Annotated in this window: 20 protein-coding genes; 16 read left to right on the top strand and 4 right to left on the bottom strand. The window is 46.3% G+C overall.

Annotated features, from left to right (window positions below):
• The first annotated feature begins 204 nt into the window (after positions 1 to 204).
• The 8 genes from AC5EF3_RS03790 to AC5EF3_RS03755 all read left to right on the top strand — a co-directional run bounded on the left by AC5EF3_RS03790 (position 205) and on the right by AC5EF3_RS03755 (position 7,659).
• The gene (locus AC5EF3_RS03790; protein ID WP_493547080.1) at positions 205 to 2,478 is read left to right on the top strand and encodes a TonB-dependent receptor domain-containing protein; all 2,274 of its coding nucleotides are present in this window, start codon (positions 205 to 207) and stop codon (positions 2,476 to 2,478) included.
• A 145-nt stretch (positions 2,479 to 2,623) separates the two neighbouring features.
• Positions 2,624 to 3,007, top strand: coding sequence for an SMU1112c/YaeR family gloxylase I-like metalloprotein (gloA2, locus tag AC5EF3_RS03785; RefSeq protein ID WP_493547079.1), 384 nt, complete (start codon positions 2,624 to 2,626; stop codon positions 3,005 to 3,007).
• Between the two features lie 120 nt (positions 3,008 to 3,127).
• Positions 3,128 to 4,411 (top strand): O-acetylhomoserine aminocarboxypropyltransferase/cysteine synthase family protein, encoded by a 1,284-nt coding sequence (locus tag AC5EF3_RS03780; protein WP_493547078.1) that lies wholly within the window; start codon positions 3,128 to 3,130, stop codon positions 4,409 to 4,411.
• A 449-nt stretch (positions 4,412 to 4,860) separates the two neighbouring features.
• Positions 4,861 to 5,400: an SspB family protein gene (locus AC5EF3_RS03775; protein WP_493547077.1), complete on the top strand. Its 540-nt coding sequence runs from the start codon at positions 4,861 to 4,863 to the stop codon at positions 5,398 to 5,400.
• 85 nt (positions 5,401 to 5,485) lie between these two features.
• On the top strand, positions 5,486 to 6,106 hold the full coding sequence (locus tag AC5EF3_RS03770) for a TIGR02466 family protein (protein ID WP_015826295.1): 621 nt from the start codon (positions 5,486 to 5,488) through the stop codon (positions 6,104 to 6,106).
• Positions 6,107 to 6,230: 124 nt separating this feature from the next.
• Positions 6,231 to 6,641 carry a hypothetical protein gene (locus AC5EF3_RS03765; protein WP_493547076.1) on the top strand — a complete coding sequence of 137 codons (411 nt, stop codon included), beginning with the start codon at positions 6,231 to 6,233 and terminating at the stop codon, positions 6,639 to 6,641.
• Between the two features lie 128 nt (positions 6,642 to 6,769).
• A complete protein-coding gene (locus AC5EF3_RS03760) occupies positions 6,770 to 7,117 on the top strand; it encodes a DUF2853 family protein (RefSeq protein ID WP_015826293.1) in 348 nt (115 codons plus the stop codon).
• 77 nt (positions 7,118 to 7,194) lie between these two features.
• Entirely contained in the window at positions 7,195 to 7,659 is a 465-nt protein-coding gene (locus AC5EF3_RS03755; protein WP_493547075.1) for an OsmC family protein, read from the top strand.
• A 55-nt stretch (positions 7,660 to 7,714) separates the two neighbouring features.
• On the opposite strand, the gene AC5EF3_RS03750 is transcribed toward AC5EF3_RS03755, so the two are convergent.
• Positions 7,715 to 9,061 carry a hypothetical protein gene (locus AC5EF3_RS03750; protein WP_493547074.1) on the bottom strand — a complete coding sequence of 449 codons (1,347 nt, stop codon included), beginning with the start codon at positions 9,059 to 9,061 and terminating at the stop codon, positions 7,715 to 7,717.
• A gap of 210 nt (positions 9,062 to 9,271) precedes the next feature.
• Here AC5EF3_RS03750 and fumC point away from each other — a divergent pair, with 210 nt between their 5' ends.
• The 4 genes from fumC to AC5EF3_RS03730 all read left to right on the top strand — a co-directional run bounded on the left by fumC (position 9,272) and on the right by AC5EF3_RS03730 (position 13,448).
• Positions 9,272 to 10,672 carry a class II fumarate hydratase gene (fumC, locus tag AC5EF3_RS03745; RefSeq protein ID WP_015826289.1) on the top strand — a complete coding sequence of 467 codons (1,401 nt, stop codon included), beginning with the start codon at positions 9,272 to 9,274 and terminating at the stop codon, positions 10,670 to 10,672.
• A gap of 141 nt (positions 10,673 to 10,813) precedes the next feature.
• Positions 10,814 to 11,827 (top strand): lipid A deacylase LpxR family protein, encoded by a 1,014-nt coding sequence (locus tag AC5EF3_RS03740; RefSeq protein WP_493547073.1) that lies wholly within the window; start codon positions 10,814 to 10,816, stop codon positions 11,825 to 11,827.
• Between the two features lie 236 nt (positions 11,828 to 12,063).
• The gene (locus AC5EF3_RS03735; protein WP_493547072.1) at positions 12,064 to 12,768 is read left to right on the top strand and encodes a class I SAM-dependent methyltransferase; all 705 of its coding nucleotides are present in this window, start codon (positions 12,064 to 12,066) and stop codon (positions 12,766 to 12,768) included.
• A 128-nt stretch (positions 12,769 to 12,896) separates the two neighbouring features.
• Entirely contained in the window at positions 12,897 to 13,448 is a 552-nt protein-coding gene (locus tag AC5EF3_RS03730) for a hypothetical protein (protein WP_493547071.1), read from the top strand.
• Positions 13,449 to 13,455: 7 nt separating this feature from the next.
• On the opposite strand, the gene AC5EF3_RS03725 is transcribed toward AC5EF3_RS03730, so the two are convergent.
• Positions 13,456 to 14,928 carry a DNA-3-methyladenine glycosylase 2 family protein gene (locus AC5EF3_RS03725; protein WP_493547070.1) on the bottom strand — a complete coding sequence of 491 codons (1,473 nt, stop codon included), beginning with the start codon at positions 14,926 to 14,928 and terminating at the stop codon, positions 13,456 to 13,458.
• A 143-nt stretch (positions 14,929 to 15,071) separates the two neighbouring features.
• On the opposite strand from AC5EF3_RS03725, the gene ogt reads away from it, so the two are divergent.
• The 3 genes from ogt (at position 15,072) to AC5EF3_RS03710 (ending at position 17,858) form a co-directional block, all read left to right on the top strand.
• On the top strand, positions 15,072 to 15,611 hold the full coding sequence (gene ogt, locus AC5EF3_RS03720; RefSeq protein WP_493547069.1) for a methylated-DNA--[protein]-cysteine S-methyltransferase: 540 nt from the start codon (positions 15,072 to 15,074) through the stop codon (positions 15,609 to 15,611).
• Between the two features lie 101 nt (positions 15,612 to 15,712).
• Positions 15,713 to 17,488 carry an acyl-CoA dehydrogenase family protein gene (locus AC5EF3_RS03715; RefSeq protein WP_493547068.1) on the top strand — a complete coding sequence of 592 codons (1,776 nt, stop codon included), beginning with the start codon at positions 15,713 to 15,715 and terminating at the stop codon, positions 17,486 to 17,488.
• Positions 17,489 to 17,564: 76 nt separating this feature from the next.
• Entirely contained in the window at positions 17,565 to 17,858 is a 294-nt protein-coding gene (locus AC5EF3_RS03710) for a hypothetical protein (protein ID WP_015826282.1), read from the top strand.
• 35 nt (positions 17,859 to 17,893) lie between these two features.
• Here the strand turns inward: AC5EF3_RS03710 and AC5EF3_RS03705 are convergent, their stop codons facing one another.
• Entirely contained in the window at positions 17,894 to 18,232 is a 339-nt protein-coding gene (locus AC5EF3_RS03705) for a hypothetical protein (protein WP_015826281.1), read from the bottom strand.
• Between the two features lie 60 nt (positions 18,233 to 18,292).
• On the opposite strand from AC5EF3_RS03705, the gene AC5EF3_RS03700 reads away from it, so the two are divergent.
• Positions 18,293 to 18,469, top strand: coding sequence for a DUF4169 family protein (locus tag AC5EF3_RS03700; protein ID WP_493547067.1), 177 nt, complete (start codon positions 18,293 to 18,295; stop codon positions 18,467 to 18,469).
• 23 nt (positions 18,470 to 18,492) lie between these two features.
• Here the strand turns inward: AC5EF3_RS03700 and AC5EF3_RS03695 are convergent, their stop codons facing one another.
• Complete coding sequence (locus tag AC5EF3_RS03695) at positions 18,493 to 19,686, bottom strand: tetratricopeptide repeat protein (RefSeq protein WP_493547066.1); 1,194 nt, start codon at positions 19,684 to 19,686, stop codon at positions 18,493 to 18,495.
• Positions 19,687 to 19,730 lie beyond the last annotated feature (44 nt).

Genomic DNA, 19,730 nt, shown 5'->3' with positions numbered 1-19,730 from the left:
TTGATTGGCTTCTACATCACGCAAGGCCGATGCTGTGAAAGCATAAGGTGAGAAGCTTCATTCAATCACCCAAGAAGCTCACTCTTTCAAAAATAATTCGCTCGCAAATCCACCCACTCCAAAACTTCCAATTTGCTCGATTCGTTGATTGACAATGTTATGTTATAACATTACATTATTGATTTTGCTCAATGGGGACATAACGTGAATTTACTTTGGAAAAATTTAGTACTCAGCACTGCAATTTCGATGATTGGGAGCGGTGTTGCTTGCGCCGATACAGTCGAAATAAAATCAGAGGGGTCTGAAACGAGTGAGACGCAACGCATCGATACTGTCGTTGTGACAAGTACACTTGCAGGCCAAAACGCGATCACTTCTTTGCCGGTAATGGTGCTATCGGGTGAGGAATTAGCAAACAGACGTCTGGGCGGACTAGGTGAAACTCTAGCAGGATTACCGGGTGTTCACTTAGACAATTTTGGCGGTGGTGCATCACGTCCAGTTATTCGTGGACAAACCGTACCGCGTATCGAAATATTATCTGATGGCGCAAACCTGTTTGACGTGTCATCCGTCGCGCCTGACCATGCAATCACCAGCGAGCCATTATTGCTGGATGGAATTGAAGTCCTACGCGGTTCTGCAGCTGCCCGTTATGGCGGAAATGCACTCAATGGCGCAGTCAATTTAATTGACAGCAAAATCCCTAAATCACTGCCGGAAGGTGGTTTTTCTGGCGGCGCAGAAGCGCGCTATGGCATGGGCGATCAAGAAGCTTCCATGGCCGCGCGCGCAACTGCGTCTGTAGGACAATTTGCTTTTCACCTTGAAGGCTTTAACCGTTCCAGCGAAAACTATTCCGTCCCCAAAGATTTTGGCAGCGATGAACTTCGCGACTCTTTCTCCAAAGGCGATGGCTATAGCATTGGTGGGTCTTGGATTGTCCCTAAAGGCTATATCGGCGCAGCCTATTCTCGATTAGATAGTGAATACGGTCTGCCTGGTCACTCTCATAAAAATGCGGTCTGTCACACCCACGGAACAGACCTACACTGTGCCTCCCATGGTGGATATGAAGACCCTTTTGGCTCTTCTGACGAACACACTGCAAAAATCAACCTGCGTGCAGACCGCTATGACGTTCGCGCAGATTATGAAAAACTAATCCCAGATATTGATCACACACGTATACGCCTATCCTACACAGATTATATACATATCGAGGTCGATGGGCCGTTTATTTTTACCAATTATACCAATGAAGTATATGACGCCCGCCTTGAGCTAACGCATGCGGCAATTGCAGGTTTCTCGGGCACTTTTGGCGTGCAATACACAGACGGTGAATTTAACGGAATTAACGTCAACGACTTACATAAGGAGTTTCCTGAAAACGGCTTTGGTTTTGACGGGCCATCTTATCATCTAACCAAAAATTTCGGCGTATTTCTCAACGAAACGCGTTCATTTGGTGCAGTCGGCCTTGATTTTGCGATCCGTAAAGATTGGCGTGAGATCAATGTGACGATACCTGAATATCGCATACAAATATCACCAGAATTATCGGAGTTGTATGAGAACTTTTTTAGTTCATGGTATGGAGAAAATTGGCGCGAAGCTATCAAAAACGAAAACATTGAATTGTTCAAAGAGAGACAACCAGCCGCAAAACATGAACCTCTCTCAGCCTCTCTTGGAGCGACATGGAGTATTAGCGAAAGCTATTCTATAGCGGGCTCTATTGCTCATTCTGAACGCGCGCCAAATATCCGCGAATTATACGCATATGGAAATAACCTAGCGACCAATAGTTATGAAGTTGGGCTATCCCAATCGCGCCGAGCCTCTTCCAGATTCCCTGAAAGCACAACAGATGTAATGGAGTCGACAGATTCTATCAATCTAACTTTCCGTAAAACTCAGGGATCAATTCAGTATGAAATTGGCCTTTTCCACCAAGACATAGAAGACTACATTTTTGCGCGCCTAATCGAAACAGACAGCGAAACAGGCACGCCCCATAATTATCTGCTTTATGTCGCAGCCGATGCCAAATTTACCGGTATTGATGGACAAATCAGCTACGAGCTTTCTTCAAATGGCCGCGCAACACTATTTGGTGATTATGTTGATGCTGAATTGAGCAAAGAGGATGATAATTTACCTCGTATTCCACCCGGTCGATTAGGTGGGCGCTATGAATGGAACCAAGGTCCAATTGTTGCCGATGTCGAGTTCTACCACACTTTCGAACAAGACAGTGTCGCGTCATATGAGACACAAACAGATGGCTATAACATGCTGAATGCCACAGCATCCTACAAGTTCAACGCAGATTCAGATCAATCAACAGAATTGTTCATTCGCGCAACAAACTTGCTAGATGAACTGGCCTTTGTTCACACGTCCTTTGTAAAAAACCAATCTCCACTACGCGGACGCAATGTCGTGTTTGGCTTGCGCACTCAATTCTAAACAAAATCCTCAAGGCCGAATGATTTTCTCCCTCGGCCTTGAGGCCTCTCCCCATTGTTTTCGCTATTCCCATCTCCCAACAGCAATAGACATTAAATAACGAACGTCTTATCCTTTTGAGCATTCAAACTGTCAGGCACCACCCATGCTCAAATCCATTCATCATGCAGCGATAATCTGTTCAGATTACCAGCGCTCAAAACATTTCTATATTGATATGTTAGGGCTTGAGGTCGTCGCGGAAAACTACCGTGAAGCTCGCAATTCCTACAAACTCGACCTTCGCCTGCCCGATGGTGGACAAATCGAACTTTTCTCTTTTCCCGATGCGCCGCCCCGCCCAAGCTATCCAGAAGCCCAAGGGCTTCGTCATTTAGCCTTCTGCGTGGATAAATTAGAGCCATTTATCGCTCATCTTACAGCCCACAATATCAGTGTAGAGCCCATCCGAATTGATGAATTCACGGGCAAACGCTTCACATTTTTTGCAGACCCTGACGGTTTACCACTGGAATTATATGAAAGCTAAAGCAGCCAATTCCAGATCAGGATAAAAAGCTGAAAACTATCAAAAAAAAACGCGATGGACTTATCCTTAACCACGCAATATCCTCACCCAAAATTACTTCATTTAATAGGGCTATTTGATATGACTGATGCAGCAAAACACGGCTTTACCACCAAACAACTCCATGCTGGTGCAGCTCCTGATCCAGCCACAGGTGCCCGCAACACGCCAATCTATCAATCAACTGCTTATGTCTTCAAAAGCCCCGAGCACGCGGCCAACCTGTTTGCGCTAAAAGAAGTTGGCTATATTTATTCCCGCCTCACCAACCCAACTGTCGGTGCTCTGCAAGAACGTATCGCAGCTCTCGAAGGCGGCGCAGGTGCTGTCTGTTGTTCATCTGGTCACGCTGCGCAAATCTTGGCGCTTTTCCCGCTCATGGGACCGGGCAAAAACATCGTCGCTTCAACACGCCTATATGGCGGCACGCTTACTCAATTTTCTCAAACGATTAAACGCTTTGGCTGGTCTGCAAAATTTGTAGACTTTGACGACACTCAAGCTGTCGCTGACGCCATTGATGATGATACACGCGCAATCTTCTGTGAGAGCATCGCAAACCCAGGTGGTTATATCACTGACTTAGATGCAATCTCTGCGGTATCAGATAAAGCTGGCATTCCGCTTATCGTTGATAACACCACTGCTACACCATATTTGTGTAACCCAATTGACCATGGCGCAACATTAGTTGTGCACTCCACAACCAAATACCTCACAGGAAATGGCTCTGTGACAGGTGGCTGTGTTGTTGATTCTGGAAAATTTGACTGGATGGCATCCGATAAATTCCCATCTCTTTCTCAACCAGAACCAGCTTATCATGGCTTGGTCTTCGCAGAAGCCCTTGGCCCTATGGCATTCACATTCCACGGCATCGCCATTGGATTGCGTGATCTTGGCATGACGATGAACCCTCAAGGCGCTCATTATACGCTTATGGGTATAGAAACACTATCTCTGCGAATGCGCGAACACGTCAAAAACGCTCAAATCATCTCTGCATGGCTTGAAAATCATGATGCTGTCGAGGCTGTCACCTATGCAGGCCTGCCATCCTCCCCCTATCACAGCCGTGTTGCAAAAATCTGTCCCAAAGGCGCTGGTGGATTATTCACTGTTCAGCTGAAAGGCGGACACGACGCGTGTGTAAAATTGATCGAAAACTTGGAGCTGTTCAGCCATGTGGCTAATCTTGGTGACGCAAAATCCTTGATAATCCACCCAGCCTCAACAACACATAGTCAGCTATCTGATGCTGAAAAAATAGCCGCCGGTGCTGCACCAAACCTTGTGCGAATTTCTATCGGTATTGAAGACTCAGACGATTTGATTGCTGACCTAGAACAAGCGCTAAGCAAATAACCAACTTACATGCGTCTGAGGCGCTACTGCACCTCAGACGTAACTTAAATATCCAACAAATTTCATTTTTTTACAAAGACAATACACCATTGTAATTTATGACAATACAATACGCTATTTAACACCGGATCATGCGCCTAGATTGACAAAAAATCTAACCCGACACTACCAAATCAACAAAAAATAAAAACTCGTTTTGATAAGAATATGTCTTAAAAAACATATGCTTGATGACCATCCAGTCATCTTTCCTTCAACCTTGAAGAACTCTCGTTTTATCTAAGTTAGAAATTCATTCATTTCGTGCTAAGATGGGCTTTTGTGGTTGTAAAGTTCATCCTCTTAAAAGAGCGAACCAATTAAAAACCGCTCGCCCATGAAAAGAACGGGATTGACGTAGCCGCTAAGCTGCTTAATCCCTGCTATCTAATTCTGCTGGAGAATGGTTTATGACTAAAGATGGAATGGGTTCAGGCAACTCTGAAGACCTTATTGGCTACAAAGCTCTTTCTGAAGCCGCGTTAAAAGGCGTGATGCGCGAAGCGCTAAGATTTGCAGCCAAAGGTGAGTCTCTTCCCGGCGGACACCATTTCTACATTACGTTCAAAACAGCGGCTCCGGGCATAAGCATGGCTGATGCCATCAAAGACCGTTTCCCTGAAGAGATGACAATCGTTGTTCAGCACCAATATTGGGATCTAGAAGTGAATGACGACAATTTCGAAATCGTCTTGAAATTTGGCGGCGTCCCTCAGCACCTTGTTATTCCGTATGCAGCCGTCACTCGCTTCTTTGATCCATCCGTCAATTATGGACTGGTATTCGAGATGGGCACAACAGCCTTGATCGAAGGGGGGCAACAAATCGAATTTGGTGACGACACAACGCAAATTGCCGAAGCTGTTTCAGAAGACAAAAGCGACAAAGACAAAAGCGAGGGCGAAGCTGAAGGCACTGTCGTGTCACTTGATGCTTTCCGCCGCAAATAAACACACGCAATTAACGACACATAAAAGGCGGCTTGATACTCCAGATCAGGTCGCCTTTTTTATTCCTCCATTATGAGGCACAGATATGAGTATCCAATCCCTTTTCATCACCCAGCTTCTGCGCGATAGCCTCACGCAAGATAAAGACTGGGCCGAGCTGAACCAAGACCTAGAAACAGCCTGTTTGCAAATTGCCGAAGATGATGAAGCCGGCCAAAAATGGTGCGATGAAAACGGCTATGATGGATACACATCCTATGCATCCCTCAACGACCTGCCAGACCGTGCTAGCGCCTTCGCAACCTTAAAAGCAAAACTAGACGCCAAAGCGGATGAATTTGCTAAGGCAAGCCATATGGATATTGGTTGCGCCAAATGGGAAATGGATAGTTTCTGGATTAATATCCTCAATCCACTCGCGGCACATTCTGGCCACATCCATCCCCACTCAGTGATCTCCGGCACGTATTATGTCAAAACCCCGGAGGGGGCTGGCGCACTAAAATTAGAAGATCCACGCCTTGCAATGATGATGAATGCCCCTGCTATCGCTAAAGATGCGCCCTTATCTGCCAAACGTTTCGTCTATGAAAAACCCGAACCGGGCACAGTGATGATGTGGGAAAGCTGGCTACGTCATGAAGTGACTGCCAATATGGGAGAAGATCTTCGCATTTCGATCTCATTCAATTATTCTCTGGTCTAAACTTAAATATTGATATTATCCTTGGCGGTAACAGGTACGAAACTTGCTGAAGGTAAAGTGGTTAAATGTCACACTTATCCCTTAGCCATATTGGAATATTTGAAAGCCAGCCTATATTAATATCATGGTAGATGAAAAATCCCCTTCAGAGCCACTTCAAGCTCATGCCGCTAAGGCAGACAAAACAGCCAAATATTTGCGCATGTTAGCAGGGAAAGCTTTGTCAGGTTTTGCTTTCAGCATCTTCTTTGTTGCCATGCTTTTAGCTTTCGATATTGCAAACCTGAGAACACTCATATTTGCTTCTCAAGACAAATGGGTTGCTTTGTTTATATTGACATTTTTCCTTGGCCTAACCTTCGGATCTGTCCAAATGGGCATCGCCATTATGAGCAAATTTGGCAAAGATGACGATGATGATGACAAACCTGGGCGCGGCCCTAAAATGCCTGATCTCGCAGCTTTCCTCGAAGGCCTGCTCACACCGCCACCAGAACCCCAACCTATACGGGTCAAAGCGCGCCGCCTTTACTAGCACAACCCTGCGTCCTATTGGCCTATCCCTGATTGACATTACGACTGCATCAGAGAGTTGCCAATTGCTTCAAATTCATTGAAAGTCTTGGTTAATCGCAATTTGATTCCACTTTGGAGGGGAAAATTATGAGCAAACGCGACGATCTCATTGCCAAATATGCCGCTGACCTTAAAGAAAAATGCGGTGAAACACCTGACATGGATTTCCTAACAAAGGTGACAATCGGTTGTGGTCCTTCAATCTACAACAAAGACTCTTCAACTGTGTCAGCCACTGACAAAAAAGAGCTTGAAACTGTAAAGAACAACTTCTTGATTAAGAAGCTTGGCCTAAAAGACAGCCCAGAGCTAGACACAGCGATTGACGCAGTCATCGAAAAATACGGCAAATCAGAGCGCAACAAATTCCGCGCCGTGGTTTACTACCTTCTTGCCAAACACTTCAAAAAAGAAGCGATTTACGACAAGAAATAAGCGCTATTCTATCGCTAAAATTTTAAAGCAGGTATTGATACACATTCGATACCTGCTTTTTTATTGGAGAACTGACAATGGCAAAGCATTTCGCAACAATCACATGGTCCCGTGACAACGCTGACTTCAAAGCCAACAAGCATTCACGTGCCCATGAATGGGAATTTGATGGCGGCCTGAAAGTGCCTGCTTCTGCATCTCCTCATATCGTGCCTTTGCCCTATTCCGTAGAAGAAAATATAGACCCTGAAGAAGGCTTCATTGCCTCTCTATCCAGCTGCCATATGCTCTTTTATCTCCACATGGCTCGCGATGCTGGCTTTGTGGTCAACAGCTACACCGACAAAGCCGTTGGTGAATTGGGTAAAAATGCAGCGGGCCGCATGGCTGTGACGAAGGTCACGCTCAATCCTGTCGTCACCTATGAGGGCGAAAAACCATCTCCTGCACAGATAGATCAGCTCCACCACGCCGCACATGAGCATTGCTTTATCGCAAATTCAGTCACCACAGACATCATCACCAACACAGAACATTCCTGACATAAGTTAAGCTCTTAGCTTCACCCAGTGCACAAACACGAAACGACTATGCCTTCTAAGTCTCAGCTGTCTGGCCAATGCGGGTCAGCATAGCTTCGCGAAATTGCGTTTTGGCATCTTGGCCTAATTCACCGACGCGATCATAGGTAAATAGCTGAACGTCCTTGCGCCATTCATAGGCCTGAATAGACGCTAATGCTTTTTCCCGCGTATCTTCATGGGCAATAAAAACAGACCGTTGCCACATATGGGTTGCGTCTAATCTTTCCAATTCCCATTCCGTACCCGCAGTCACATTCGATAAATCTACGACGATGACATCCGATGAATTCATGATCATTTTGATCACTTCCTGCCACCAATTATCATGCGTGCGCACCATGAAAGCTTCTTTATTGGACGAACAGGAAACAATGAAATTCAATGGAATTCGATCCCGCAAACGCTTTGCCAAACATCGATAATTGCGTGCTGAACCCACCCAAACTGGCCCCCATTTGGCGCGGTTAAACTGACGAAAGAATATGCGAATAATCATCCAGACCGGCGTGATCGGTATCAATGCCCAATGGCGCGGTATGATATCCAACAGCCAAGACCATGCAGATTTCTTGAAGAATTTATCAGATAAAGTTGTCGTATGCCCAAAGGGCGTAATGTGACTGGAAATAACGTGAGACAATGATTTTGAAACCTTCTTATCATTGAATTTGCGCAGCAATAAAATCCGCGCCGGTTGCCCCCGAAACACAACAAATACAAACCAAACCAATGTTGAGATTGTCAGGACGGTGATAGCCGCATACCCCACTCTCTCACCCCACATCATTTTTTGTCCGGCTGGTGTCGTTTCTGCTTTAATCAACAAATAATCACGCAGAGAATTTTGCGATTGAAACGCATCAATCCGCATGGAACCAAGCGCGCGCGCCGCCTCAAATTCTTCATCTGTTAAGTCACGATCAGCGTTATAAAATTCTTCCGCCGTTATAAGGCCGGCCTCTTTTGCTTGTTGCAAAGCTGTATCTTCATGTTCAACGCTATAAATAATCGCCCCAAATGCACAGATAATGCTAAGCAACATCATCCAGCCCGCCCACAAACGGATTGCGCGCTTCATTCCAAAAAACACTTTTTTCAGCTTGGATAATTTTGTCGTTTTCACAAAACCGGGGACAATGATATCCGCATCAGAAATCTGTCCGCCCATCGCCAGCAACCGATCCGCTGCAGCTTTACGGCCTTGTTCGGAATGGTCGTTATTGCGCGCCGCCGCTGCCAATTCAACATTGGAAAAGCTATGCAACTTCTCACGATCTTTGTTGGAAAAAGGCTCACGCGATTTTAAGAAACCATGCGTGCGCCATGCTTTTAATCGGGACTTATACTCAGCTTTTGCCATTCATCCCTCCACATCCATATTCGTTTAAGTCGCTTATCGCATAGCGAATATTTTAGCACATGCTTAGATATTGAGTACCACCTAAAACCAAAGAACAATATCTGGCTTGGTCTTGCTAGTTGATCCTTTACGCGCATTGGCTTAATCCATATCGCATAAAACAGCCACGCACTCCCCGTGCGCAAAATATACATTCGAGGACAGCCCCAAATGAGCGATAAAACAACACGCAGCGAAACAGATACTTTTGGCCCAATCGACGTTGATGCGTCAAAATATTGGGGTGCTCAGGCACAACGCTCATTGGGTAATTTCAAAATCGGTTGGGAACAACAACCTCAACCCATCATCACAGCGCTTGGTGTTGTTAAACGCGGCTGTGCAGAAGCAAACATGGCGCTTGGAAAAATGGACAAAGACTTGGGTAAAGTCATCGTTCAAGCCGCTAATGAAGTGATTGAAGGCAAACTCAACGATCACTTCCCGCTTGTCGTCTGGCAAACTGGATCTGGTACACAGTCCAACATGAACGCCAATGAAGTGATCTCAAACCGCGCCATTGAAATTCTTGGCGGCGAAATGGGTTCAAAAACACCCGTTCACCCAAATGATCACTGCAACATGTCTCAGTCGTCAAACGACACATTCCCAACAGCCATGCACATTGCTTGCTCTGTAGAGATTGAACACACATTACTTCCGGCGCTAACAAAACTCTACAACGCGCTAAACGATAAAGCCCAAGAATATAAAGACATTATCAAAATCGGTCGCACACACACACAAGACGCGACACCAATCACATTGGGCCAAGAGTTTTCTGGTTACGCCAAACAAGTTGAAAACGGCATTGAGCGCATCAAGCAAACTCAACCTGCACTCCTAGAGCTTGCACAAGGTGGAACAGCCGTGGGAACTGGACTAGCCTGTCCTGAAGGCTTTGCAGAATTAGTCGCTGACAAAATCGCACAAATCACAGGCTTGCCGTTTAAAACAGCGCCAAACAAATTTGAAAGCCTTGCAGCGCATGACGCAATGGTGTTTGCCCATGGCGCAATCACAACTGTGGCCATGTCTTGCTTTAAAATCGCCAACGACATTCGCTTCTTAGGTTCTGGGCCGCGTTCTGGTTTGGGTGAATTAGCCTTGCCAGAAAACGAGCCAGGTTCTTCCATCATGCCGGGTAAAGTGAACCCAACACAGTGTGAAGCGCTCACGCAAGTATGTGCACACATTCACGGCAACAACTCAGCAATTTCTTTTGCAGGCTCTCAAGGCCATTTTGAGCTAAACGTGTTTAACCCGATGATGGCATACAACTTCTTGCAATCAGTGAAATTGCTATCAGACGCGGCTATCTCCTTCACAGACAATTGTGTAGTCGGCATTGAGCCGCGTTTGGACAACATCAAAAAAGGTCTCGAAAACTCTCTCATGTTGGTGACACCACTAAAAGAGAAATACGGTTACGACCTTGCTGCGAAAGTTGCCAAAAACGCGCACAAAAACGGCACGACTTTGAAAATCGAAGCACTTGCTTTGGGTATCTCCGAAGAAGACTTCGATGCCATCGTCGTCCCAGCCAAAATGATTGGCCCGACACCGAAATAACTAAGCCTTTAGCACTTAAAGTCAAAGCCGCTTCTCTTTTCCAGAGGAGCGGCTTTTGTTATTTTTACGCCATGCATTGGAACAAAACGCCCCCTTAATCGTTTAAAACATGAAACGACACCTAATTTTCAAGGGGAAAACATGTCCAGAATTTCAATGCCCGTGCTTGCCAGTGCAAGCGTCCTAATCGCTATGCCTGCGATAGCTCAAGAGGCTGAAACTTCTCCCGCGAAAGACAATCGAGGCACATTTAATTTCGTTCTGGAAAATGACTGGTTTGGTGATCAAGACCGAAACTACACAAATGGTTTCCGCCTTGGATATTTATCAGCCCCCAAAGATGCCCAATGGGTGGATAGTGCGCTTGCAAACTTATTCACCAAAGAAGGCGAAGAAGCCACCATACGCCGTGGGTTTGCTGTGGGACATTCTGTTTTCACACCCCGTGATATCAGCGAAACGCAGTTCATTCCCGACCAACATCCCTATGCAGGATATTTATATCTTGAAGCGACCTCACTCATCGAGACTGAAAACGCAATTGATCAGGTATCAATTCGTTTAGGCCAAGTTGGAAAATCAGCCGGTGGTGAATGGCTTCAAGAAGAATTTCACAGCCTCATCAGCGACGACCTTCCTCTGGGCTGGGAAAACCAAGTCGGCGAACAATTTGGAGCTGACCTAGTTTATGATCGCAGATATCGTGCGCTCGCAAACTTTGGAAATTCTGACTATGGCGTCGACCTTGTCCCCAATGCAGGTTTCACTCTGGGAACACTCAACACCAATGCGCGCGCTGGATTAACTGCGCGTTTTGGGAATGACCTAAAAAACGACTATGGCCCGCCCCGTATCCGCCCTTCACTTGCCGGTGCTGGATATTTCGAACCGGATGATGATTTTAGCTGGTATGTTTTTGGAGGCGCAGAGGCACGCTATGTCGCCCATGATTACATCCTAGATGGCAGCCTGTTTGACGACACTGACACGCGCTCCATCCACACGGAACGCCTCGTCCATGATTTACAAGCTGGCCTCGTCCTGCAATGGGGCAGAAACCAGATCAGCCTCACCTATGTTGAACGCTCAAAGCAATTTGAAGAACAAACCACCCCGCAAAGATTTGGTGCAATCGGCTGGTCAGTCAAGCTTTAGTTTTGGCAATCTAAAACCGTCAAACCCCAATTAAATCCCCCCGCATGGATCTCCCAATCCATGACGAAAAAGCCGTTTCTCCGCCCCAGAGGAACGGCTTTTTTATGCCATGCATTTCACAAAACACCTTCCTCCATCGCGTCAAAACCAGTTTAAACTCATCAATTGTTATGTTATAACATATCTAAATTGATTTCTATTAGCTGTAGATTTTTCTGTTTCACGAAAGACATAACATGACGGACAACGCACAATCGCCCCCAATCACAGACTTTTTCAATGCTGACATGGCGCAGGCATATGATGAAAGAAACAGTAAGCTCAAGATAATACAACAGGACATCCATTTCCTCATCAATCTTGTGTTGAACAAGCTTCCTGACCAAGCGCGTATTCTTTGCGTGGGTGCAGGCACGGGCGCTGAAATTCTGGCTCTATCTCGCATCCATCCTCAATGGCGATTTGTTGCGCTTGATCCTTCCAAATCCATGCTGGATGTCTGCCGCAAAAGATTAGAGCAAGAAAACTTGTTGGATAGATGTGAGTTCATCCATGGATATGTCGAAGACATAGAAGATGTAAATGCATTCGATGCCGTGCTCAGCATTATGGTCGCCCACTTTATCCCGCCAGATGCGCGCACATCATATTATAAAAAAATCTACAACTTATTGAAACCAGATGCATATTTCATCTCCACCGAGATCAGCTATGATCTAGAATCTGAACAATTTCCTGCCATGCTTGAAAATTGGGGGCAAATACAAAAACTTATGGGTGCCACCCCTGAATCGCTGGAAAATTTGCCAAATACCTTGCGCAATATCCTCAGTGTTATTTCACCTCAAGCAACAGAAAGTATGATCAAACAAGCAGGGTTTAATCTGCCCGTACAATTTTTCCAGAATTTCATGGCCTATGGCTGGTATGCAAAAAAATAGGTGAGCAACCGGCTCGCTAAATGACCTCAAAACTGTTGGATAAGAATAATTAATCACAGCATGAGGATTGCAGTTCTGGTCTGATTTTGTTTGAACATCACAAATTCAATAAAAGTCGAGCAATCCTCATGCCCACCATCCCCTCACTTGAAGCTGATTGTTCCAAATGCGCGGCGCTTTGCTGCGTGGTATTTGCATTTGATAAATCAGATGAATTCGCCATCGACAAAGAGGCTGGGGAAACATGCGTAAATCTGGAAACAGCGGGCAGCAATTGCGGCAAATGCAAAATCCACACAACGCTCAAACAAGACGGTTTTGGCGGGTGCGCCGCTTATGATTGCCACGGTGCGGGTCAACGTTTGATGCAGGAAATCTACAAGGGTAAATCATGGATAGATGACCCAGCGCTTTTGCCTGACATTATGGATTCTTTTCGCGGCATGCTCATCGTGCATGAATTAATACTGCTATTGCAAACAGCCAGTCGCCTACCGCTTACCGCACTGGAAACTGAAAAATACAATAAATACATGGACCGCCTCTGCCCAGAAAATGGCTGGACTGAGCGCAGCTTGCTCAAGCTTGAAACGAGCGAGTTTAGGTTAGAAGTTGGTGAATTCTTAGTGAGCTTACGCCACCACGCCAATGAAATTCAGCGCCTAATGCGCAAAAACTAAAACCTAATCAATCGGCTAAACTCGACCATAAATACTGCGTGGCATAGGCGCGCCAAGGTCGCCATTTTTGCGCAATGTCTTGCAATTGTTTTGGCTTCACGCGCTCACCTGTCAGTTTTTCATAAGCGTTGATAAGTGCCGCATCCGCTGTGGGAAAAGCATCAGCTTCTTGCATCGCCCGCATGGCAATATATTGCGCGGTCCAATCACCAATACCTTTTAGCGCCGTGAGTGATTTGATCGTTTCCTCCAAGCTGGCTCGAATTGAAAACAGGTCTGGATCATTCACAACAGCTTGCGCCATTGCCATCAATGCACCAGAACGCGCACGCGGCATTTTAAGATGGGATAAATCAGTCTCACTTAATTTTTTAGCTGTAGGAAAAACATGGGTTAGTTGGCTATATCCGCCATTATTTTCTATACGCTCACCATAATCACGCACCAACATACTCCCCAGTCTGCGGGCAGCCTCAATCGTAATCTGTTGACCAAGAATTGCACGCATCGCCAGCTCAAATCCATCCCATGCCCCCGGTGCGCGCAGTCCCGCCCTTTTCGCAATAATGGGAGCCAGCAATTTATCTTTTGAAAGGTGCTCAGCCACTAATTCAGGATCAATGGCAAGATCAAGCAAACGCCTGATACGGGCAATAATTTGCGGCAAATCAGATAGCACCGGATAATTAATCCTTGCCTCAATCTTGCCGCCCAATTTGCCTTCAAAATGGGATATCACCACAATGCCAACATTATCGCCCACCGAAATCGTGCGCGCATATTTACCATCAACAACCACCTCCATGCCATCAATGGCACGCGCTGAAAAATATCCCAGCATGGCAGGCCAGTCATAGGGCGCGCGGTAATTTAGCTGCACAACCACATCACCCGCCGCCGCGTCTTGCACAGCTTGAGCTTTTTCATTACGGCGCATTTCACTAGGCGGGCGATCATAAAGCGCGGCAAAAGTTTCGTTAAAGCGGCGAATACTCCCAAAGCCAGACGCCAGCGCCACTTGCGCGAGGGATAAATTCGTATCTCGTATCAATTGCTTTGCCAGCAAAACCCGCCGCGTCTGCGCCACGGAAATAGGAGATGCCCCTAAATGCTGGGAGAATAACCGGCGCAAATGCCGATCGCCAACGCCCAATCTATCCGCAAGATCTTCAACACTACCCTCATCTAAAACACCAAGCTCAATCATACTCAGCGCACGCGAAACAGTATTTGATGTCCCCTTCCATGCGCCAAGGTCAGGTGCTGTTTCAGGACGACACCTTAAACATGGCCGAAACCCTGCCTCCTGCGCGGCTGCTGCGCTGGGATAAAAGTCGACATTATCCGCCAATGGCGTGCGCGCCGGACAAACAGGCCGACAATAAATTCCTGTCGTCTTAACAGCAGTAAAAAACCTACCGTCAAAACGTGTGTCGCGCATAGAGACCGCACGATAGCAAGCTGAGTGATCTAATTCCATAAACTGACCATGACGTTTGGGCTTAAAATCGTCTAGCGGTTTTCGGCCCTCAATGACAAAACATCAACCACGTCCGAAAACCGCGAGTGAAAATTCACAGACTCGCGATAAGCTAGAGCCAGATTCCAAAATGGTGAAACATGATGCTGACGCTTTTTAAAGAAATTATAGACGGTCCTTTTGGGCACCTTTCTCTCATCATTGATGAAGCCGAAAATCTGCGCGCAGTTGAATGGGAAGATTTTGACGCGAGATGCCAAAAACTTCTCGTGCGTCATTATGGTGAAAATGGCTTCACACTTAATTTAGCACAGAATGACCAGCCATCTACGACAGCTTCGGCACTGATTGACTATTTTGCTGGCAATTTGTCAGCACTAAATCATATCAAAACCGCAACTGGCGGCACATTATTTCAACAGAAAGTATGGACTGCCTTGCGCACAATTCCACACGGCCAAACCCTTACCTATGGTGATCTTGCCAAACAGATAGGAAACCCTAAAGCTGTGCGTGCTGTTGGTTTGGCCAATGGTGCAAATCCTATTGGTATTGTCGTGCCCTGTCACCGCGTCATTGGCACAAACGGAAAACTGACAGGATATGCTGGAGGCGTAGATAAAAAGCGCTGGCTATTAGAACATGAAGGCGCAATTCCTGCCTCTCTTTCTCTAAGTGTTTAGCCGGTGTATTGTCTACTAAATTGATGTAAAATCTTCGGATTTTAAGTTAATATCGTAATTAGAGATAAGCACAAAAGTGCGCATCTATTGTGGAGAATTGAATGCCGTATTCCGCCCCGTTGGGAGCAATCAAAAATGCCTTAAAATTCAACGCAGACATTGATGCTGCAGGCGCAACTGGTGCATTTGAAAACTATGATAGCGACCTGATTGCACCCGTTCTGGAAGAAGCCAACAAACTCGCTTCTGGTATTCTCTCACCCCTAAATCCAACAGGTCACCAAAATGGTGCCTCCCTAAAAGACGGTGTTGTCACCTCAGCCCCTGGATTTGCTGATGCCTATAAAACCTTCGCTGAAGGCGGTTGGATTGGCCTTCCTTTCCCTGAAGAATTTGGCGGGCAAGCCCTTCCTAAATCTCTTGCGATCGCTGTGATGGAAATGATCCAAGGTGCCAACCCAGCTTTTGGCCTAAATCCAATGCTGACATTTGGCTCCATCGAAGCCCTCTTGGTCAAAGGCACAGACGAGCAGAAATCCACCTATCTTGAAAAGCTAATTTCAGGGGAATGGACAGGTGCTATGAACCTGACCGAAGCCTCAGCAGGATCGGATGTTGGTGCATTAAAATCCAAAGCTATTCCCAATGATGACGGTTCATTTTCGATTACAGGCCAGAAGATTTTCATCACATGGGGTGAGCATGATGTCACCGATAATATCATCCAGCTAGTTCTTGCTCGCACACCCGATTCACCAGAAGGCTCACGCGGTATCTCACTGTTTCTTGTGCCAAAATTCTTCGTCAACGACGATGGTTCATTGGGCGATCGCAACACTTATCAATGTATTGGACTGGAAGAAAAAATCGGAATTCATGCCTCTCCAACATGTGTCATGGAATATAATGGCGCAAAAGGTTGGCTGATTGGCGAAGAAAACAAAGGCCTCGCCGCTATGTTCATCATGATGAATGCAGCCCGCCTGCAAGTTGGCCTTCAAGGTGTTGCCGTTTGTGAATCCGCCATGCAAGCAGCCAATGCTTATGCACGTGATCGCAAGCAAGGTTCAGCGCCAGGTGTTCAGGGCGATGCAGCCATCATCCACCATCCTGACATTAAACGCACGCTCGTCTCTATGGCCGCGACAACCCAAGCTGCACGAGCAATTGTATACGCCGCAGCAGGCGCATCTGATCTCGCCGAACATTCCACAGATGACGCGAGCAAAGCTAAATTTAAACAACGTGAAGACTTACTTGTCCCCATCGCAAAAGCATGGGCCACAGATCGCGGATGTGAAATGGCAAACCAAGCTGTGCAAGTCTATGGCGGCATGGGCTTTATGAATGAAACAGACGCTGCTCAAATCATGCTGGATGCACGTATTAATCCCATTTATGAAGGCACAAATGGTATTCAAGCGATGGACCTTGTTGGCCGCAAACTCGCATCTGACAAAGGTGCAGGCATGACAGCCATGATTGCCGAAATCCGCAAGACAATTGCAGATGCCTCCACCACTGGAAATGGCCATTTAGCTATCGTTGCAAACCGCCTCTACACAGCTGCTGGAGCGTTAGAAGAAGCCACAGAATGGATGCTCACCAATATGGCTTCCAACCGCTCCACAGCCCTTGCTGGTGCTACGGCCTATTTGCGCCTGGCCGGCGATGTTATAGGCGGTCATCTGCTCGCTCAGGCAGCTATAGGTTCAATCGAAGCAGACGATAGCTTCAAAGAAAAAGCCGTCATTTTGGCGCGTATTTTCGCTGATGAAACCCTCACTCAAGCCCAAGGGCGTATGGAAGCGGTTTCAGCACCCGCAAATCTTGTGGATGACGCTATGACAACCCTATTTGAAGCTATAGAAGCTTAATTTTTGCACTGAACATTTTGCGGGTTTCAGCCTAGACTGATCTCAAACCGATTCCTTTTGGAAAAGAGAGACCAACATGACTGAAGCCCCTATCGGCTCAAAAGCCAATAAATCACAATTTGACTGCTATGATGATCTTGCACAAGACGAACCCTATTTCGTCATTCGTGCCCACGATACACTTTCGGATGCTCTAGTAGAATTGCACGCTTATATTGGTGCAGGCCAATCTGGCGCTGCGCACAACAAGCTCGCAGACATCATGGCACTCGTTTCTGAAGGCGCACCACGTCCCTCGGGAAGCCCAAAATACCGCGAAACATTCGCGATTTCGGCTGCAATGGAGCGTTGGCGTCAGAAAAACGGCTAAGAAAGTAGCAAGCTAAATAAAAACGAACGCGCAAATCATTCTTGGTTTGCGCGTTTTTTGTTACGCACGAAGCGCCGCCAGCAAAACTCTGCAGCGCCAAACAATGTCATAATTACCAACGCAGCAAACCAAAGAAAATCGGCCTGCTCTTCGCTCACATTTGGGTAGCGCTTTGCGATTTCATAGCCGTATTTTGTAAACATAATAGCAATAAATATCTGTACAAAAAAAGTACGCCCTTCAACAAACTTTTGGCCGAACCATGGTTTTTTGATTTTATCTCGCACTTCATCCGTCATATGCGGACTATTCATAACCGCGCCATTGGGTCCAAACTCAGGAACAAAATTATTTTTTGATTTTTCACTTGGCATTCCCCAACTCCGCTTGCACACTGCAAGTGCAAATCACACCAAATATATTCAGAGTTGTAAATGGTCGAACCAATCAGCCTTAATAAATACCGCAAAGAAAAAGCTAAAGCCGCTCAAAAACAGCAAGCTAAAGAGAATCGTGTTCTATTTGGCGCGACGAAAGCCGAGAAAAACCTATCAAAAGCAAGCGATGAAAAGTCTAAAAAAGAGCTAGAAAACAAACGGCTTGACGACTAACAATACAATCTAAGGGTTTATACTCAACCCGCTGGCAGGCCATCTTCTAGCCTTTCCATGCCATCCTGTTCTGATTCTACAGGTGCAATCTCACCGCTTTCGATCAACTGCTGTGTGAGATAGGCCTGACTATTGCGCAATTCATTCAATCTTTGAAATGCGCCTTGTGATAATTTCAAAAAGTCTTCGTTTGGCATTGGCCCAGCCAAATCTTCAGCGCGTTGATAAAGCTCGCTTGCTTCTGCGAGTTCTCCAAACATTTCCGCACAAGCACCAAGATTAAAATTCAAAGCTGGCTCATCTGGAAATTGGCTCACCATATCTTCAAATTGGCGACATGAGGCCATGTTATTTCCAGCTTTGGCCGCAGACAAAGCGCTCTCAAACCCGTTGACGAGTTCAGTGTATGGCAATGTCGGTGTATCCATTAAGCGAGCTTTGGCTGTACGCTCAAACGGCGCGATCACCCGCCGCAAACGCGATGCTTGCTGCGCAACAAGACGACGCTCCATACGCCGGCCTCTATCTTCATGCTCCCAATAATCAAAGCCAAATGCACCTAATCCAGAATGACGCGGTCCCATATGGCGACGATCTATAGGCGCGCCGTCTCTCCGGTTCCCAGACTTGTTTCCCAGCTTGTCATAATAATATGTTTCGCGGCAAACGCGATCACTATCCTGATCACTCAAACGCTCATCAGCGACGATATTTCCGTTTTCTACATTCGCTAAAAGCGCATGAACATGAATTTCAGCGCGGATATCAAAACACTCAACTTCATAGGTCACACGCGCTTCGCAATCGAAGGGACCATCCCATTCCACACATTTTGATCTTTGCTCATAGTATGGCGGCGAGAATGAACTATATGCGTCGACATCTCCAAACCAGACACCTGTAACACCAAGATCTTCACCCATGCGCACGGCCTGCCCAACTGTGCCACCCCATCCATTATCGTAGCTGCTATAAGGAGAGACCGAAAACCAAGGATAACCTTCAAAACTTGTATTTCTCAGCAAGCCGTCCAGACTGGTCGTAAAAGCGTGACCATGAGGGCCAGAAAAACCCATAATCGCGACATCACGTAATTTGGCAGCTTCTGTATTGTATGCGGGTTCTGAAACAACATATTCAAGGCCGGGTGAGGCACAATTGCTCAAGAATGCGGTGGAGAGAATCACGCCAACATATTTCATCGAAAATCTCTGCATAACCAACACCTTAAAAATATGTTTCTATCACCTTATTGCAATTC

Source organism: Hirschia sp. (assembly GCF_058892565.1).
Note: the sequence above shows the minus strand (reverse complement) of the source record. Positions and strands in the feature narration are given on the sequence as shown.

Excerpts from the sequence above, each read along its gene's own strand:
- AC5EF3_RS03750 (WP_493547074.1), bottom strand. The coding sequence starts at position 9,061 with ATGGCAAAAGCTGAGTATAAGTCCCGATTAAAAGCATGGCGCACGCAT.
- AC5EF3_RS03725 (WP_493547070.1), bottom strand. The coding sequence starts at position 14,928 with ATGGAATTAGATCACTCAGCTTGCTATCGTGCGGTCTCTATGCGCGAC.
- AC5EF3_RS03740 (WP_493547073.1), top strand. The coding sequence starts at position 10,814 with ATGTCCAGAATTTCAATGCCCGTGCTTGCCAGTGCAAGCGTCCTAATC.
- AC5EF3_RS03770 (WP_015826295.1), top strand. The coding sequence starts at position 5,486 with ATGAGTATCCAATCCCTTTTCATCACCCAGCTTCTGCGCGATAGCCTC.
- fumC (WP_015826289.1), top strand. The coding sequence starts at position 9,272 with ATGAGCGATAAAACAACACGCAGCGAAACAGATACTTTTGGCCCAATC.
- AC5EF3_RS03760 (WP_015826293.1), top strand. The coding sequence starts at position 6,770 with ATGAGCAAACGCGACGATCTCATTGCCAAATATGCCGCTGACCTTAAA.
- AC5EF3_RS03715 (WP_493547068.1), top strand. The coding sequence starts at position 15,713 with ATGCCGTATTCCGCCCCGTTGGGAGCAATCAAAAATGCCTTAAAATTC.
- AC5EF3_RS03755 (WP_493547075.1), top strand. The coding sequence starts at position 7,195 with ATGGCAAAGCATTTCGCAACAATCACATGGTCCCGTGACAACGCTGAC.
- gloA2 (WP_493547079.1), top strand. The coding sequence starts at position 2,624 with ATGCTCAAATCCATTCATCATGCAGCGATAATCTGTTCAGATTACCAG.
- AC5EF3_RS03705 (WP_015826281.1), bottom strand. The coding sequence starts at position 18,232 with ATGCCAAGTGAAAAATCAAAAAATAATTTTGTTCCTGAGTTTGGACCC.
- AC5EF3_RS03780 (WP_493547078.1), top strand. The coding sequence starts at position 3,128 with ATGACTGATGCAGCAAAACACGGCTTTACCACCAAACAACTCCATGCT.
- AC5EF3_RS03700 (WP_493547067.1), top strand. The coding sequence starts at position 18,293 with ATGGTCGAACCAATCAGCCTTAATAAATACCGCAAAGAAAAAGCTAAA.
- AC5EF3_RS03710 (WP_015826282.1), top strand. The coding sequence starts at position 17,565 with ATGACTGAAGCCCCTATCGGCTCAAAAGCCAATAAATCACAATTTGAC.
- AC5EF3_RS03730 (WP_493547071.1), top strand. The coding sequence starts at position 12,897 with ATGCCCACCATCCCCTCACTTGAAGCTGATTGTTCCAAATGCGCGGCG.
- AC5EF3_RS03765 (WP_493547076.1), top strand. The coding sequence starts at position 6,231 with ATGGTAGATGAAAAATCCCCTTCAGAGCCACTTCAAGCTCATGCCGCT.
- ogt (WP_493547069.1), top strand. The coding sequence starts at position 15,072 with ATGCTGACGCTTTTTAAAGAAATTATAGACGGTCCTTTTGGGCACCTT.
- AC5EF3_RS03695 (WP_493547066.1), bottom strand. The coding sequence starts at position 19,686 with ATGCAGAGATTTTCGATGAAATATGTTGGCGTGATTCTCTCCACCGCA.
- AC5EF3_RS03775 (WP_493547077.1), top strand. The coding sequence starts at position 4,861 with ATGACTAAAGATGGAATGGGTTCAGGCAACTCTGAAGACCTTATTGGC.
- AC5EF3_RS03735 (WP_493547072.1), top strand. The coding sequence starts at position 12,064 with ATGACGGACAACGCACAATCGCCCCCAATCACAGACTTTTTCAATGCT.